We start from the raw sequence: 15687 nt of genomic DNA, 5'->3' as shown, positions 1-15687 counted from the left end.
ACCGGACTGCGCAGACTACATCTGCGCCATGGCAAATCATCCGCTCCAGGATTTCGTGGGCCGGCACGAACGTCTGTTCGTGCTGACCGGCGCCGGTTGCAGCACCAATTCGGGCATTCCCGATTATCGCGACAGCCATGGCAACTGGAAGCGGACCCAGCCGGTGAACTTCCAGTCCTTCATGTCGGAAGAGCATACGCGCCGGCGCTATTGGGCGCGCAGCCTGATCGGCTGGCGGCGCTTTGGCCAGGCGAGGCCGAACGCTGCGCATCACGCGCTCGCCCGGCTCGAGGCGGGCGGGCGTTGCGAGATGTTGCTGACCCAGAACGTCGATCGGCTGCATCAATCCGCCGGCCATCGCCAGGTGATCGACCTGCACGGCCGGCTCGATCTGGTCCGCTGCATGAGCTGCGGCCAAAAGACTCCGCGGAGCGAATTCCAGGAGACGCTTGGCCGCGTCAATGCGGAATGGCTCGCGCTCGATGCCGCCGATGCGCCCGACGGCGACGCCGACCTGGAGCATGCGGATTTTTCGTCGTTCGAGGTGCCGGTCTGCGAAGCCTGCGGCGGCATCCTCAAGCCCGATGTCGTGTTCTTCGGCGAGAACGTCCCGCGCGACGTGGTCGCTACCGCGCAGGATCATCTGGCCCAAGCCGACGCCATGCTCATCGTCGGCTCGTCACTGATGGTCTATTCCGGCTTCCGCTTCGTGCAGGCTGCCGCGCATCGGCAAATCCCGATCGCTGCGGTCAATCTCGGACGCACCCGCGCCGATGATCTCCTCACGCTGAAAGTCGAGGAGCGCTGCGAAGCGGCGCTTGCATTCCTGCTCTGATCGCTCAGGCTGCGAACATGCCTTGCCTATTGCATGGGTGCCAAGCAGAATAGCCGGACGCGGCGTGTTCTCGTCCTCATCCATGGCACGGAAATTGCTGCGCTTTTGTTCCCAGTCTTGACGATCAGCGCGGAGAATTTGGAATGCTTGAGGGAGCCGAAGTGCGGCTTGCCGTCGATATCGGTGGCACGTTCACCGACATCGTGCTGGACGTGGGGCAGGATCGCAAGACGCGCAAGCTGCTGACGACGCCGCAGCGGCCCGAGGAAGCGGTGCTTGACGGCATGCGGCTCATTCTCGCTGACGCGCGCGCCCATATCAGCGACATCGACGTCTTCATTCACGGCACGACGCTCGCGACCAACGCCATCATCGAGCGTCGCGGCGCCAAGACGGCGCTGATCGCGACCGAGGGCTTTCGCGACGTGCTCGATATCGGCACCGAGAGCCGCTACGACCAATATGACCTCAGCATCGACAAGCCGAAGCCGCTGGCGCCGCGATCGCTGCGCTTCACCGTCCCCGAGCGCATCGACGCCCACGGTGCCGTCCGCCTCCCGCTGGACGAGCCGGCGGTGCGTGCGCTCGCACCAAGATTGCGCGCGCTGAACGTCGAGAGCGTCGCGGTCGCCTTCCTGCACTCCTACGCCAATCCCGAGCACGAGCGCCGTGCGGCCGCAATCATCAGTGAGGAGATGCCCGGCATTTCCGTGACCATATCGTCCGCCGTGTGCCCGGAGATCCGCGAATATGAGCGGACATCGACTGCGGTGGCCAACGCCTATGTGCAGCCGCTGATCGACGGTTATCTCGCCCGCATGTCCGATGCTTTGCGGGTCGAGCAGTACCGCGGCGCGATCTATCTTGTCACCTCCGGCGGCGGTGTCACCTCGATCGAGACGGCGCGGCGCTTTCCGGTGCGCCTCGTCGAATCCGGTCCTGCCGGCGGCGCCATTTTCGCGGCGCAGATCGCGGCGCGTCTCGGCGAGAGCAAGGTGCTGTCGTTCGACATGGGCGGCACCACGGCGAAGATCTGCCTGATCGAGAAATACCAGCCCGAGACCTCGCGTGTGTTCGAGGTCGATCGCGCGGCGCGCTTCCTGAAGGGGTCGGGTCTGCCGGTGCGGATTCCCGTGATCGAGATGGTCGAGATCGGCGCTGGTGGCGGCTCGATCGCTCATGTCGACGCCATGAAGCGCGTTACGGTCGGCCCCGAGAGTGCCTCGTCGGAACCGGGGCCCGCCTGCTATGGCCGCGGCGGCTTGCGCCCGGCCGTGACGGATGCCGACGTTGCGCTCGGCCTGATCGATCCCCACGCCTTTGCGGGTGGAACGATCAAACTCGACCCTGAACTCTCGAAGCAGGCGCTGCTGCGCAGCGTCGGCGAGCCGCTCGGCCTGTCGGCGGAAACCGCGGCCTACGCCGTGCACGAGGTCGTCTGCGAGAACATGGCGAGTGCGGCGCGCGTGCATGCGGTGGAGCGCGGCGAGATTGTCGGTCAGCACACGCTGGTCGCCTTCGGCGGTGCCGCGCCGCTGCATGCGGCGCGCGTCGCCGAGAAGATCGGTGTCTCCCGGGTGATCGTGCCTTCCAATGCCGGCGTGGGTTCGGCCGTAGGCTTTCTTGCGGCTCCGATCGCCTATGAGCTGGTGCGCAGCCGTCATGTTCGGCTGGACGATTTCGACACTGAAGGGGTCTCCGATCTGCTCCAGGAGATGGTGACCGAAGCGCGTGCGCTGGTCGAGACGGGTGCGGCAGGCGCGCCGGTGCGCGCGCGCCGCGCCGCCTTCATGCGCTATGTCGGCCAAGGCCATGAGATATCGGTCGAGCTGCCGAACCGGCGGCTGACGATTGCCGATCTCGCCGGCCTGCGCCAGAAGTTCGAAGCGGATTATGCGGCGATGTTCGAGCGGTCGATCCCGGGTGCGGCGATCGAGGTCTTGAGCTGGTCGGTGCTCGCGACCACCGAGGCGCGCAATCCGCCGCGCGTGGCCGAGGTGTCGCGCATGCCCGCCGGCAAGGCGTCGGGCAGCCGCAAATTCTTCGACGGCCGGGCCGGGGAGGTGATCGAGATCCCGCTCTACCGCCGCGAGGACATGGCGCCGGGCGCGACGATCGCAGGTCCCGCGGTGATCGCTGAAGACGAAACCTCAACGTTCGTCTCCAACAGCTTCGATGCCCATATCGACGGTGCCGGCAGCATCGTCATGGAACGGAAGGCAGCCTGATCATGAGCAAGGCAAGCGGCGCGAGCCTGATCGACCTTCAGATCATGTGGCACCGGCTGATCGCCGTGGTCGAGGAGCAGGCGCAGGTGCTGCTCCGCACCGCCTTCAGCCCGATCGTGCGCGAATGCGGCGACCTCTCCGCCGGCGTGTTCGACCTCAAGGGGCGGATGCTGGCGCAGGCGGTGACCGGCACGCCCGGCCACGTCAACTCGATGGCGGAATCGGTCAAGCACTTCATCGCCCACTTTCCGATCGAGACGATGAAGGAGGGCGACGCCTACATCACCAACGATCCCTGGATGGGCACTGGCCATCTCAACGATTTCGTCGTCACCACGCCCTGCTTCAAGGACGGCAAGCCGGTCGCGCTGTTTTCCTGCACCAGCCACCTCATGGATATCGGCGGCATCGGCTTCGGGCCCGACGCCACCGACGTGTTCATGGAGGGGCTCTACATCCCCATGCTGAAGCTGATCGACCAGGGCGTCGTCAACGAGACGTTGATGGCGATGATCCGCACCAACACGCGGCTACCGATCGACACCGAGGGTGACACCTACTCGCTCGCCGGCTGCAACGACGTCGGCTGCGAGCGCCTGGTCGAAATGATGACCGAATTCGGCATCGACACGCTCGATGCGCTCGGCGACTACATTTGCGACCGCTCGCGCGAGGCCGTGCTGGCCGAAATCGCCAAACTGCCGAAGGGCACCTGGCGCAACACCATGGTGGTCGACGGCTATGATACGCCGGTCACGCTGGCGGCCACGCTGACGATCTCGGACGAAGGCATCCACGTCGATTTCGACGGCACCTCGGCCGCGTCCAGGTTCGGCATCAACGTGCCTCTGTCCTACACCATCGCCTACACCGTGTTCGGTCTCGGCTGCGTCGTCGCCTCGCAGATCCCGAACAATGCCGGCTCGCTCTCGCCGCTGACAGTGTCGGCTCCCCCAGGCGCGATCCTCAATGCGCCGAAGCCGGCGCCGGTCGCCTCGCGCCACATCATCGGTCAGATGCTGCCAGACGTCGTGTTCGGCTGCCTGCGCCAGATCATTCCCGAGCGCGTGCCCGCGGAAGGCACCTCGTGCCTGTGGAATCTCAATGTACGCGGACAGACCCGTTCGGGCGCCGGCGGCAATTACGGATTCTCGATGGCGGTGACCTCCAATGGCGGCACTGGCGCGCGCTTCGCGAAGGACGGGCTGTCGGCGACCGCCTATCCCAGTGGCGTGCGCGGCACGCCGGTCGAGATCGCCGAGACGCAGACGCCGCTGATCTTCTGGCGCAAGGAGCTGCGCCCGGATTCCGGCGGGGCAGGGCGCACCCGCGGCGGCCTTGGCCAGATCATCGAGGTCGGCAGCGGCGTCGATGCGCCGTTCGACATCCTGGCGGCGTTCGACCGCATCGACCATCCGCCGCGCGGCCGCGATGGCGGCAAGAACGGCGAGGCCGGCTATGTCGGCCTGAAGTCCGGCAAGAAGCTGCGTGGAAAAGGCTTTCAGCAGGTGCCGCCGGACGATCGGCTGGTGGTGCTGACGCCGGGCGGCGCCGGCATCGGCGATCCCCGGGAGCGCGCGCCGACAGCCGTCAACGACGACATCGAAAGCGGCCTCGTGTCTGCCGACAACGCAGTTGCAGTGTATGGGTATACGCGATGACGCCTCAGGCGTCGTGCGCGTAGCGAACGGAGGGGCTCAATGATCACGCGACGGAGTTTTACTGCGGGCGCAGCGACGCTGCTCGCAGCCGGCCACATCACGACCCGCGCGCGGGCGGCGACGGTGAGCTGGGACATGTCGACGGTATGGCCCGACGGCAATTTCCACACCCAGAACGCGTTTGCTTTCGCGGAAGAAGTGAAGAAGCAGACCGGCGGTTCGGTTGCGATCACCGTGAAGGCCGGTGGCCAACTCGGCTTCAAGGGCCCCGAGCATCTGCGCGCCGTGCGCGATGGCCTGGTGCCGCTCGCCGACGTGCTCAACATCCAGCAGGTCGGCGACGAACCTTTCATGGGCGTCGAGAGCATTCCTTTCCTCTGCGGCTCGATGGACGAGCTCAAGGTGCTGCACAAATATGTGCGGCCCGAATACGAGAAGGTCGCCGCGCGCAACAACCAGAAGATCCTCTACATCGTGCCGTGGCCGACGCAGTATTTGCACCTCAAGGTCAGGGTCGCCGATGTCGACGGGTTGAAGAACATCAAGATCCGCGTCCCCGACAAGAACGCCGTCGACATGCTGGCCGTGGTCGGCATGGCACCGGTGATGATCCCCTGGGGCGAGACCATCCCTGCGCTGGCCTCGGGCGCGGTCTCCGGCGTATCCACCTCGGCGGTCTCGGGCGTCGACGGCAAGTTCTGGGAGTTCTTGAAGTACATCTACCCGACCAACCACGTCTGGTCGTCGCAGATGCTCACCGTCAATCTCGATTCCTGGAAGGCACTGTCGGCCGACCAGCAACAACAGGTCAGCGCAGTTGCCGAGAAGATGGAGCCCGGCTTCTGGGCAAACTCGCTCAAAGCGGATGTCGACAGCCTCAACCGGCTGAAAGAGGGCGGCATGGAGGTGGTGCCGGTCTCGGAGGCCATGATCACTGACATTCGCGCCAAGACCGCGCCGCAGCTCGACGCGTTCCTCAAGCGGGTGCCGGCGGCCGACAAGCCGGTGCGGGCCTATCTCGCCGAAATGAAGCGCTGAGCCCGGTCATGGTCAGCGTTTCGCCCGCGGCTCCGCACAGTCTCAACGCAGCGGCGCCGGCGCCGCTGCGCCTCCTGCTTGACGGCATCGACCGGCTTGGTCGGCTGGACGGCTGGATCGGCGGCGGCTGCCTGTTGATGTTGACGCTGCTGATGTTGTGCGAGGTTGTGACACGCTTCCTCTCGAACTTCCTTCCGTTCTTTCCGCCCACAATCTCGATCGCGTGGGAATATTCCTCCTATCTGATGGCGGCGTCCTTCACCTTCGGCGCCGCCATGACCCTGCGCGTCGGCGGCCATATCCGTGTCGTGCTGCTCCTGAAGAACGTACCGGCCCCCTTTCAGCGCGCGATCGAAATCTTGTCGGCCGCCGCAGGCTTCGCCTTCATGGTCTTCCTGACATCGTCGATGGCGAAGTTCGCCTTCGGCGCCTATGTGCGCGGACAGGTTTCGACCTCAAGCGACACCCCGCTGTGGTTTCCGCAGGCCGTCGTCACCTTCGGCATGCTGCTGCTGACGCTCCAGTTCCTTGCGCGTGCGATCCAGGCCGTGCTCGGCCTGCCGCTGGAGGATCATCGCATGAAGGCCTCGCCCGTCGAATGACCGCCTTGCTCGCAAACGGATTCAAGATCGCATGACCATCGAAGTTGTCAGCCTGTTCGTGATCCTGTTCGCGCTTCTGGCGGGCGGGGTCTGGATCGGCCTGACGCTTGCGCTCACCGCGACGCTGCTGCTTGCGATGTTCCGCTCGATCCCGCTCGACAAGCTGCTGCCGCAATACGCCTGGAACATTTTGACGACGCAGGAGCTGCTGGCATTGCCGCTGTTCATCCTGATGGGTGAGCTGCTGTTTCGCACTCGCTTGTCACGTTCGTTGTTCCAGGGGCTCGCGCCCTGGGCGGGGCTTCTGCCGGGTCGTCTTCTGCATGTGAACGTGATCGGCTGCACCATCTTCGCGGCGATATCCGGCTCATCGGCGGCGACGACGCAGGTGATCGGTCGCATGTCGCTGAATGAGCTGCTGCGCCGCGGTTATTCCCGCGACGTCGCGATCGGCTCGCTCGCCGGTGCCGGCACGCTCGGCTTCCTGATTCCGCCGTCGAACATCATGATCATCTATGGCGTGCTGGGCGACGTTTCGATCCTGAAACTGTTCACGGCGGGCGTGCTGCCCGGGCTGCTGCTGGCCGCTACCTTCATGGGATGGGTCATGCTGCACACGACCCTCAACCCCGGCATGGTGCCGGAAACGGAAGCCAAACTCTCGCAGGTGCCGTGGGGTGAGCGTTTTGCGGCGCTGAAGGATCTCGCGCCGGCGCTGTTCCTGATCGCCTGTGTGCTCGGTTCGATGTATGGCGGGCTGGCGACGCCGTCGGAGGCGGCCGCGGTCGGCGTGCTCGGCGCGGCGCTGGTCGCCTGGGCGCAAGGTTCGATGTCGCAGCAGGTGATCCGGGACGTGCTGATCGGCTCGGTCGTGACCTGCTCGATGATCGCGCTGATCGTGCTCGGCGCCTCGATCCTCGGCAACGCCGCGGCCTTCCTCGGCATCCCACAGGCAGTCGCCGCCTTCGTGAAGGGGCTCGGCTTGTCGCCCTTCATGCTGATCGTGGTGTTGATTATCTTCTATCTGATCCTCGGCTGCTTTCTCGACGGCTTCTCGATGATCGTGATGACGTTGCCAATCGTGCTGCCGATCGTGAAGGGCGCGGGCTTCGACGAGATCTGGTTCGGCATCTTCCTCGTGCTCGCCGTCGAGATGGCGCAGATCACGCCGCCGGTCGGCTTCAACCTGTTCGTCATCCAGGGCCTGACCGAGGACGGCCTCGGCTACATCGCGCGCGTCACGATGCCGTATCTCCTCATCATGGTCGGCTTCGTGCTGCTGCTGACGCTCTGGCCCGGCATCGTCACGATCCTGCCAAGGGTGCTGTACGGATAAATCCGTCCTCAGGCCCTGGCTACCGCGTCCGCACGCAGCAGGTCAGCGCGACTGACGTTTGTAATCCGCGCCGCGCGTCAAATTCGCGCCGTGCGCGTATTGCATCTTTGCGCTCCTCGTCATCCGGCGTACGCTGCAGGAGCGAGGATAAGCGCAACTGCAACCAGTCCAGAGAACGTAGCACCTTTTGGCGATTCCCGCCGAGAGAGATCGAGAGCCGTTGGCGGCTCGCATGCGATGGAGAAGAACCGACAGAGAGAGCGGACTGCAACATCCCTCGCGGCGGCGTCTGTGAGACGCAAGTTCAACAAACATAAAAGCGGGAGGAACGGATGAAGGAACGTTGGTGTAAGTCTGGTCTACCTCTTATTGCCGGCGCGACGCTGATGGTGTCGTCGGCCTTCGCCCAGTCCGTGGATACTGCGCGGATCGAGAACGGCGGTCAGAACGATTGGCTGACCTATCACGGTTCATACAAATCCTATCACTACAGCCCGCTGGCGCAGATCAATGCAAACAATATCGGGAATCTGAACGTTGCCTGGACCCATATTCCAGGACGCTCGACCCGCGGCCTGCAATCGATGCCCCTCGCGGCCGATGGCGTGCTCTATTACTCGGGTTCTTACAGCCGGGTTTTTGCGCTCAACGGCGCGACAGGCGAGGTGATCTGGTCCCATTTTCCGGAATTGGACGAGGCCCTGATCTCCCGTCAGACCCATTCCCCTTACAATCGCGGCGTAGCGCTCGGCGAGGGCAAGGTTTTCGTCGGCACCATGGATGGCAGGGTTCTGGGCCTGGATATGAAGTCGGGGAAAGTCCTCTGGGAAACTAGGCTGATCGACTCGCAGAAGCTCACGGTCGGTTTCACCGGTGCACCGCTTTACGCGAAGGGTACGGTGATCATCGGAGCGCAAGGCGGTGAATGGCCGGGCCGCGGCCCGATCTTCGGCCTGGATGCCACCACCGGGAAGAAGAAGTGGGAGTTCTTGACCGTCGCCGGCACGGACGAGGCTATGAAGACGTGGGGAAACGATTCCTGGCGCACGGGCGGTGGCGGTGGCTGGATGCCGGGCACTTACGATTCCGAGACCAACACAATCCTGTGGGGCACCGCAAACCCGGCGCCGCTTTACGATTGGTCGGGCGCCGATTACAAAACGCAAGGCGCGCGTCCCGGCGACAATCTCTACACGAGTTCGGTGATCGGTCTCGACGTCGATACCGGCAGGCTGAAATTCCATCATCAGGAATTGCCGCACGACGCCTGGGACTTCGACAGCGCGGTCGGCGAGTTTGTGATGCTCGAACGCGACGGTCAGAAGTTCGTGGTTCACCCGAACAAGGGCGGTTTCGTCTTCGTCTATGACCGCAATCTCGCCGTGAAGAATGTCTGGCGGCTCGTTGAGAACATCAATTTCGTCAAGGATATCGATCCCAAGACGGGTGCCTTGATCGGCCGTCGCGACTTCAGCGCCGGGAAGGTCACCGAACCGCCGCTGTGCCCCTTCATTGGCGGCGGCGTCAGCTGGAACGCCGGCTCCTACAACCCGAAGACCGGCCTGTACTACAAGATCGGCCAGGAATGGTGCATGACGCTCGACGTCCAGAAGACGACGCCGGTCACAGCGCCCCAGGTCCAGCTCAACATCGGCGCTGATTTCAAGATGGTACCCCCTCCGGGCGGAGAGATTTATGGACATCTCGACGCGCGCGACCCCATCACCGGCGCTAAGAAGTGGGAGGTTCGCTATCCCGAGCCGCCGCTCGGAAGCGTGCTGTCGACTGCGGGCAATCTCGTATTCGTGCCCGACTCCCGCGGCATCCTTCATGCTTATGATGCCGAAACCGGGGCCGAGCTGTGGAGTCACAACAACGGCACCGGCCACCAGGGCGGCATCGTCAGCTATTCCGTCAATGGAAAGCAGTACATTGCCGTGGCGGCTGGCTTTGGCGGCATGCTGGCGGACGAATACGCGCCAAACTTCGGCGGCGTCTACAAGAGCATGCCGCGTGATGACGGGGCGCTCGTCGTCTTCAGCTTGAAATAAATCATCGCAGATTGCCGGGGAGCAGGCGCAAGCTTGCTTCCCGTGCATTGGAATTTCCGGGTGTGCTTCAGGACTCGTGCTTCGGGACGTGGCGCTTCAGGATATGGAGCTGGATACGTTGAACTTGCATTTGAAGAAGATCACCGCGCTGCTATCGGCAGTGCTGGGCGCCTCGTTGCTGTATGCCGCACCGGTTCAGGCGCAGTCTGCCACTCCTGTACCCGACAACGGGACGTTCGACGTCGAGCAGTTATTCGCAGGGACTTGCGGCTTTTGTCACTCCGCTGGCGGCCGGGCCGCCGGCAAGGGACCACAGCTGATGAATTCGCCGCGCGCCGACGACTTTCTGCACACCCGCATCAAGAACGGCAAGTCTGGTGCGATGCCGGCATTCGGCGGGGCCTTCACCGACGCGCAGATCGACCAGATCGTCAAATATATCCGCGCCCTGAAGCCGCGCGAGGGTTGAATCGACCAGGCCGATGTCGATACGAGGACGCGGAATGAAGACAGTTCTCCCGCTTGTGGTCGGCGCCGTGATCGCACTGCTGAATCCTGCGCAGGGGCGAACGCTGGACGCGATCCGCGCGTCCGGCGTGCTCGGATTATGTGCCCATCCGAACTCGCTTCCGTTCGCAAGCAAGGCCGCCGATCCTCCCGGCTTTCAGATCGAATTGGGCGAGGCGCTGGCACACGAGCTCGGCGTCTCGCTGCGTCTCGACTGGATCATCACCCAGTATCAGATGCGGAGCGCCGGATGCGACATTGTTCTGGACGTCATCGCCGACCGCGTAGCGCAGGGTGAAACCCGCTTGAGAATCTCAAAACCGTATTATCGCACGGGCGTCGCGCTCGCCGTCCCCTCATCCAGCGCGCTCGCCTCGTTCCAGAGCCTCAATGAGCATACCAAGGTCGGGGTACAGGTCGGATCCGTCGCGGCCATGATCATCAGTCAACGACACGTCCCGACGTCGACTTTCGGCTTCGAGAGCGACAGCCTCGATGCCTTGTCAAAACATGAGATCGATGCCGCTGCGGTCACCCCCACTGCGGCGAGTTATTTCAATCTGACGCATCCGGACAAGGCATTTCGTATCCTGGATCGCGACGAGTCCATAGCCGATCTCAACTGGAACGTCGCGGTCGGCATGGTCCGTCCGGATGATGCATTGCGCGACACCATCGATGGAGCGGTTAAACGGCTGCGAAACGACGGCACGATCGATCGGATATACGGCCGCTACGGGGTCGTACTGCAGACGCCGAAATAGTCACGTGTTCCGGGCGCGGTCAGCGGGGCTGTTTAACCCGTCGTCCCGGCCGCATTGGCCGGAACGACGGTCGTTTCGAATGCCGCTACGCCGCCGCCTTCTTCCGCGTCTGCTCGGCCTTGTACAGCTCGAACTCCTCCGCGATCGCGCGTGCGACCGAGGGCCGCGTGCGCAGGCGCTCGTAATACGCCTTCACGTTTGGCCATTTGGCGAGCTCGATCGGCGGCGTCGCCATGGTCCAGTTGATCACCGTGACGAGATAGGCGTCGGCGACGCTGAAATGGTCGAGCAGGAAGTCGCGCCCCTTCAGGTAATTGTCGAGATAGTCGAGCCGCGACAGGTTCTTCTCCAGCGCATAGGCCTTCATCTCCTGCGGCGCCTTGCGGTCGAGCATCGGGATGAACAGGCCCTTGTGCAGCTCGGTGCCGATGAAGCAGAGCCATTGATGCAGCCGCGTGCGATCGATGCCCGCTGTGGCGCCGAGGCCCGATTGCGGGAAGCGGTCGGCGACATATTGCAGGATCGCGGCGTTCTCGGTCAGCACCACGCCCTCGTCGGTGCGCAGCGTCGGCACCAGGCCGATCGGATTCACGGTACGGAAGTCAGTGCCGTCGCTCAGCACTTTCTTGGTCGGCGGATCGACTTCGAGATAATTCGCCTCGGCACCGGCTTCATACAGCGCGACGCGGGTCGCCATCGAACAGGCGAGCGGCGAGAAATAAAGATCCATCTTGAGCCTCCTTGGGCAATTCCCTGTGGTGGTTGCTCAACCTGGCCAGATTGATTTTTGTACCATCTTGCATATTATGGTCTCGGTCAAGGATTAATTTGCGAGATGGTACAAAAATCGAAGCCGCCAGCTGCTGCCGTTGAGCCTAAACGCCGGGGCCGTCCGCGCGCCTATGAACCGGACGTCGCGCTGGGCAAAGCGCTCGACCTGTTCCGCACGCAGGGTTTCGCGGCGACCTCGCTCGACGATCTCAGCGAAGCCACCGGCATGAATCGCCCGAGCCTCTATGGTGCCTTCGGCGACAAGCGCGAGCTCTACATCAAGAGCTATCAGCGTTACCGCGAGGAAGCGCGCGCATCCATGGTGGAGATCTTTCGCGAGGAGATGCCCGTGCGCCAGCGGCTGGAGCGCATCTTCGCCTCCGCGCTGAACATCTATCTCTCCGGCGAGACCGGCCCGCGCGGCTGCTTCACGGTGGTGACCGCGGCGTCCGAAGCCGTCGGCGATCCCGACATCCGCGCCATGGTGCTCGATGGCCTCAACGAGCTCGACAAGGCGTTTGCCAGTTGCTTTCGCCGCGCCAAGGAAAAGGGCGAACTGCCCGAGAGCGCCGATCCCGCCGTGCTGGCGCAGCTCGCATCCGCAACCGTGCACTCAATTGCCATCCGCTCCCGCGCCCGCGTATCCCGCAGGGAGCTCGAGGCGATCGTGAAGGGGGCGATCGACTTGATGGTGGCGGCTAAAAGCTAGGGCAGGACGACGGCGAGTATGTGGCGCGATCTCGCGCCACGCTACGCCGCGCGAATATGCGCGAGAAAACGATCCACTTCGTCGCGCAGCCGCAGCGATTGTTTTGACAGCTCGATCGCCGAGCCCAGCACTTCCTCCGCCGCTGTTCCCGCCGCGGCGATGCCGGCGGTGACGCCCGCGATGTTTTGCGAGACCTCGCCGGTGCGGGCGGCTGCCTGCTGGACGTTCTGCGCAATCTCCTGCGTCGCGGTGCCCTGTTGGCCGACGGCGGCGGCAATCGCGGCGGAGATCTCGTCGACCTCCTGGATCGTTGTGCAGATCGACTGGATGCCGTCCACTGCGCCGGCGGTCTCTCCTTGTACGGCTGTCACCTGCGCGCCGATCTCCTCGGTCGCCTTGGCGGTCTGGGTTGCCAACGCCTTCACCTCGGAGGCGACCACCGCAAAGCCGCGGCCGGCTTCGCCCGCGCGCGCCGCCTCGATCGTCGCGTTGAGCGCCAGCAGATTGGTTTGCTCGGCAATGCCGCTGATGAAGGAGACCACGTCGCCGATTTTTTGCGCGGCATCTGCCAGACTCTGCACGCGCTCGTTCGACCGCCGTCCGTCGCCCGCAGCTTTGCCGACTACGGCGGTCGCGTGCGCAAGGCGCCGGCTGATCTCGGTCATCGACGACGATAGCTCTTCCGCGGCGGCAGCAACCGTCTGCACATTCTCCGAGGCGAGCGCCGAGGCCGACGATACCGTGCCGGTCTGCTGCCGCGACCGCTCGACGATATCGGACATCGAGCGCGCCGTATTCTCCATCTCGACTGCGGCCGAGGAGACCGTGGTGACGACGTCGCGGATGCTGGCTTCGAAATTGTCGGCGAGCGCGGCGAACGCGCGTCGCTTCTCCGCTTCGGATTGCGCCTTGGTGTCGGCCTGTTCGGCCTGGAGCCGGTTGAAGTTGACGGCGTTGTCGCGGAACACTGCGACCGCCTTGACCATTGCGCCGACCTCGTCATTCGTTTTGCTGGCGGGAACCGCGACATCGAGGTGTCCGTCGGCCAGCTCGCGCATCACAGTGGTGATGGAGATGATCGGACGCGAGATGCTGCGGGCGATGAGATAGCCGACGATTGCGGCGAGCACCAGTCCGAGCGCGGCGATGCCGAATGCCAGCAGCCAGGCACGGTCGGCGGATGCCACATAGTCGGCATTGTCCATCACCAGCTCGACCGCGCCGAGCGACTTGCCGGAAAAATCCCTGATCGGTCCGAGCAGCGCGGCCACCGGCGTGGTGTCCAGCTTGGCCTGCCGCATCGTGAAGTCGCCGCCGGCAGCGCGGCTGTAATCGGCCGCGTCGAAGAAGCTCTTGCCCTTCAGTGTGCCGCCGAACAGCTTGAAGCCCGTGCCGTCGGCGAGATGGAAGGTGATGTCGACATGGCGGGTGCTCTTGAAGTCGTCCAGGAAGGACTGGCCGAAGGTCAGGCCAAACTCCACTGAGCCGAGATGCTTGCCGCCTTGCGCGATCGGCACGACGCCGCGGATGCCGAGCCCAGCCAGGCCGCCCTCGAGGCCGACCACGACCTTGTGCTCCTGGTTGGCCATGATCACGGTTTTGCGGAAGCCCGAGAGGTCGTCGCCAAATTTAGCAGGCTGATGCACGCGCAGGAACGAGGTCGCGGGGGCCACGTGGAACTGGAACTGTTCGACGCCGTACTCCGATTTGGTCGCGGCAAACACCGGCCCGAACAGGTCGATTAAAGCGTTGCGATCCTGTTTGGCCATCGCGTCCTGCGTCGCCGGCATCGCCGCGACGACGGCGCTCATGGCGGCGGCACGGCGGGATTCCTCGGCGATGCGCGATTGCAGGGCGTCGTAATGGCTGCGCAGCTCGCGCTGGTCGGCGCGGTCGATAATCCCCGCGATGATCCACATCGCCCCGAGCACCGCAAACAGCGCGGTCGCCGCCGCCGTCACCGCCAGCGCAACCGTGATCCGCATCCTGAGGCCGAGGTTCGCCCGCATGTCCGACTCGTTCGTTGAGCGTTGATTAACAACGCCTATCAACTTCTCGCTAAGAGAGGGTGAACGAGATACCGGCGGACGACCAGGGATCTTACGGGCTCGGGTGGCACGTGCGGTCTCAATATCCCCGCGCCCGGTCCACCACGTTCTCCAGCACGCCGCCCGCCTCGAACCGCGCGATCTGCTCGGCGACATAGGCCGAGATCGCATCGGCGTCGGTGTCGGCGGCGTTGTGTGGCGTCAGCAGCACCTTGGGATGGGTCCAGAACCGGCTGTCCGCCGGCTGCGGTTCCTGCACGAAGACGTCGAGTGAGGCGGCGCCCAGCGTGCCGTCGTCGAGGCAGGCCAGAATATCGGCTTCGTTCTGAAGGCCGCCGCGGCCGGCGTTGATCAGCACGGGCGCGCCGAGCGGGCTGTTGCGGTTGAGCTTGGTGAAAACGTCGCGATTGAGGATGCCGTTTGTATCAGGCGTCAGCGGCAACAGGCTGACGAGGATATCGGTCGTGCGCAGGAACGCGTCGATCTGCTCAGCGCCATGGAAGCAATCGACGCCCGGGATGGTGCGGGGGCTGCGGCTCCAGCCGGCGACGCGGAAACCAAGCCGCCGCAGCACATCGGCCGCGTCGGCGCCGAGCGTGCCCAGTCCCATGACACCGACTGTGACGGCGCTCGCGGGCCATTGATATGTCGGCTCCCAGCGCTTTTCGCGCTGCGACTGGCGCAGATACAGCTCCTGGCGGTGGTGCATCAGCACATGCAGCACGACGTATTCGGTCATGCGGCCGGTCAGATCAGGCACAGCCACGCGCACCAACGGCACGTTCGGCAAGCTCTTGTCCGCCATCAGCGCATCGACGCCGGCGCCCAGATTGAAGATCGCACGCAGATTGGGAAAAGAGCCGAGGTCGCCCGGCACCGGCTTCCACACCGCGGCGTAGTGCACCTCGGCCGGATCGAGCCCGGCGTCGGGCAGCAGCACCACGCGGCGGCCGCCGCAGACCGCGTCGAACCGGGCTTTCCAGCGCTCCGGCAGCCAGTTCTGCTGCGTGCTGTTGATCAGGACGGCCAGTGTGCCCACGGTCATTCGAAGTGCCTCATAAGGTTCCGCTCAAGAAGGCCCTCCTTGGCACGATCTGCCGGATTTTTCTTGCAGTTTTTTTCCGCAGCCATGTCGGG

Annotated in this window: 13 protein-coding genes; 10 read left to right on the top strand and 3 right to left on the bottom strand. The window is 64.3% G+C overall.

The genetic code is table 11. The features are described from left to right. The first annotated feature begins 28 nt into the window (after positions 1-28). The 9 genes from IVA88_RS26295 to IVA88_RS26255 all read left to right on the top strand — a co-directional run bounded on the left by IVA88_RS26295 (position 29) and on the right by IVA88_RS26255 (position 11022). The gene (locus tag IVA88_RS26295; protein ID WP_247500049.1) at positions 29-835 is read left to right on the top strand and encodes an NAD-dependent protein deacetylase; all 807 of its coding nucleotides are present in this window, start codon (positions 29-31) and stop codon (positions 833-835) included. A 143-nt stretch (positions 836-978) separates the two neighbouring features. After that, entirely contained in the window at positions 979-3063 is a 2085-nt protein-coding gene (locus tag IVA88_RS26290) for a hydantoinase/oxoprolinase family protein (RefSeq protein ID WP_247500048.1), read from the top strand. Positions 3064-3065: 2 nt separating this feature from the next. After that, complete coding sequence (locus tag IVA88_RS26285) at positions 3066-4724, top strand: hydantoinase B/oxoprolinase family protein (RefSeq protein WP_247500047.1); 1659 nt, start codon at positions 3066-3068, stop codon at positions 4722-4724. A gap of 39 nt (positions 4725-4763) precedes the next feature. Then, a complete protein-coding gene (locus IVA88_RS26280; protein ID WP_247500046.1) occupies positions 4764-5762 on the top strand; it encodes a TRAP transporter substrate-binding protein in 999 nt (332 codons plus the stop codon). An 8-nt stretch (positions 5763-5770) separates the two neighbouring features. Then, positions 5771-6364: a TRAP transporter small permease gene (locus tag IVA88_RS26275; protein WP_247500045.1), complete on the top strand. Its 594-nt coding sequence runs from the start codon at positions 5771-5773 to the stop codon at positions 6362-6364. Between the two features lie 31 nt (positions 6365-6395). Beyond that, positions 6396-7700, top strand: coding sequence for a TRAP transporter large permease subunit (locus IVA88_RS26270; RefSeq protein WP_247500044.1), 1305 nt, complete (start codon positions 6396-6398; stop codon positions 7698-7700). Between the two features lie 332 nt (positions 7701-8032). Further along, a complete protein-coding gene (locus tag IVA88_RS26265; RefSeq protein WP_247500043.1) occupies positions 8033-9751 on the top strand; it encodes a PQQ-binding-like beta-propeller repeat protein in 1719 nt (572 codons plus the stop codon). Positions 9752-9854: 103 nt separating this feature from the next. After that, positions 9855-10220, top strand: coding sequence for a cytochrome c (locus IVA88_RS26260; protein WP_247500042.1), 366 nt, complete (start codon positions 9855-9857; stop codon positions 10218-10220). A 34-nt stretch (positions 10221-10254) separates the two neighbouring features. Further along, entirely contained in the window at positions 10255-11022 is a 768-nt protein-coding gene (locus IVA88_RS26255; protein ID WP_247500041.1) for a transporter substrate-binding domain-containing protein, read from the top strand. Between the two features lie 85 nt (positions 11023-11107). Here the strand turns inward: IVA88_RS26255 and IVA88_RS26250 are convergent, their stop codons facing one another. Then, positions 11108-11752 (bottom strand): glutathione binding-like protein, encoded by a 645-nt coding sequence (locus IVA88_RS26250; protein ID WP_247500040.1) that lies wholly within the window; start codon positions 11750-11752, stop codon positions 11108-11110. A gap of 105 nt (positions 11753-11857) precedes the next feature. Here IVA88_RS26250 and IVA88_RS26245 point away from each other — a divergent pair, with 105 nt between their 5' ends. Continuing rightward, positions 11858-12502 (top strand): TetR/AcrR family transcriptional regulator, encoded by a 645-nt coding sequence (locus tag IVA88_RS26245; RefSeq protein WP_247500039.1) that lies wholly within the window; start codon positions 11858-11860, stop codon positions 12500-12502. Positions 12503-12543: 41 nt separating this feature from the next. Here IVA88_RS26245 and IVA88_RS26240 read toward each other — a convergent pair whose 3' ends face one another. Together IVA88_RS26240 and IVA88_RS26235 are read right to left on the bottom strand one after the other, a co-directional pair. Continuing rightward, on the bottom strand, positions 12544-14511 hold the full coding sequence (locus tag IVA88_RS26240) for a methyl-accepting chemotaxis protein (protein ID WP_247500038.1): 1968 nt from the start codon (positions 14509-14511) through the stop codon (positions 12544-12546). 118 nt (positions 14512-14629) lie between these two features. Next, complete coding sequence (locus tag IVA88_RS26235; RefSeq protein WP_247500037.1) at positions 14630-15595, bottom strand: glyoxylate/hydroxypyruvate reductase A; 966 nt, start codon at positions 15593-15595, stop codon at positions 14630-14632. Positions 15596-15687 lie beyond the last annotated feature (92 nt).

This window comes from Bradyrhizobium sp. 149 (assembly GCF_023073915.1).
Lineage (GTDB): Bacteria > Pseudomonadota > Alphaproteobacteria > Rhizobiales > Xanthobacteraceae > Bradyrhizobium.
Note: the sequence above shows the minus strand (reverse complement) of the source record. Positions and strands in the feature narration are given on the sequence as shown.

Excerpts from the sequence above, each read along its gene's own strand:
- IVA88_RS26295 (WP_247500049.1), top strand. The coding sequence starts at position 29 with ATGGCAAATCATCCGCTCCAGGATTTCGTGGGCCGGCACGAACGTCTG.
- IVA88_RS26290 (WP_247500048.1), top strand. The coding sequence starts at position 979 with ATGCTTGAGGGAGCCGAAGTGCGGCTTGCCGTCGATATCGGTGGCACG.
- IVA88_RS26285 (WP_247500047.1), top strand. The coding sequence starts at position 3,066 with ATGAGCAAGGCAAGCGGCGCGAGCCTGATCGACCTTCAGATCATGTGG.
- IVA88_RS26280 (WP_247500046.1), top strand. The coding sequence starts at position 4,764 with ATGATCACGCGACGGAGTTTTACTGCGGGCGCAGCGACGCTGCTCGCA.
- IVA88_RS26275 (WP_247500045.1), top strand. The coding sequence starts at position 5,771 with ATGGTCAGCGTTTCGCCCGCGGCTCCGCACAGTCTCAACGCAGCGGCG.
- IVA88_RS26270 (WP_247500044.1), top strand. The coding sequence starts at position 6,396 with ATGACCATCGAAGTTGTCAGCCTGTTCGTGATCCTGTTCGCGCTTCTG.
- IVA88_RS26265 (WP_247500043.1), top strand. The coding sequence starts at position 8,033 with ATGAAGGAACGTTGGTGTAAGTCTGGTCTACCTCTTATTGCCGGCGCG.
- IVA88_RS26260 (WP_247500042.1), top strand. The coding sequence starts at position 9,855 with ATGGAGCTGGATACGTTGAACTTGCATTTGAAGAAGATCACCGCGCTG.
- IVA88_RS26255 (WP_247500041.1), top strand. The coding sequence starts at position 10,255 with ATGAAGACAGTTCTCCCGCTTGTGGTCGGCGCCGTGATCGCACTGCTG.
- IVA88_RS26250 (WP_247500040.1), bottom strand. The coding sequence starts at position 11,752 with ATGGATCTTTATTTCTCGCCGCTCGCCTGTTCGATGGCGACCCGCGTC.
- IVA88_RS26245 (WP_247500039.1), top strand. The coding sequence starts at position 11,858 with ATGGTACAAAAATCGAAGCCGCCAGCTGCTGCCGTTGAGCCTAAACGC.
- IVA88_RS26240 (WP_247500038.1), bottom strand. The coding sequence starts at position 14,511 with ATGCGGGCGAACCTCGGCCTCAGGATGCGGATCACGGTTGCGCTGGCG.
- IVA88_RS26235 (WP_247500037.1), bottom strand. The coding sequence starts at position 15,595 with ATGACCGTGGGCACACTGGCCGTCCTGATCAACAGCACGCAGCAGAAC.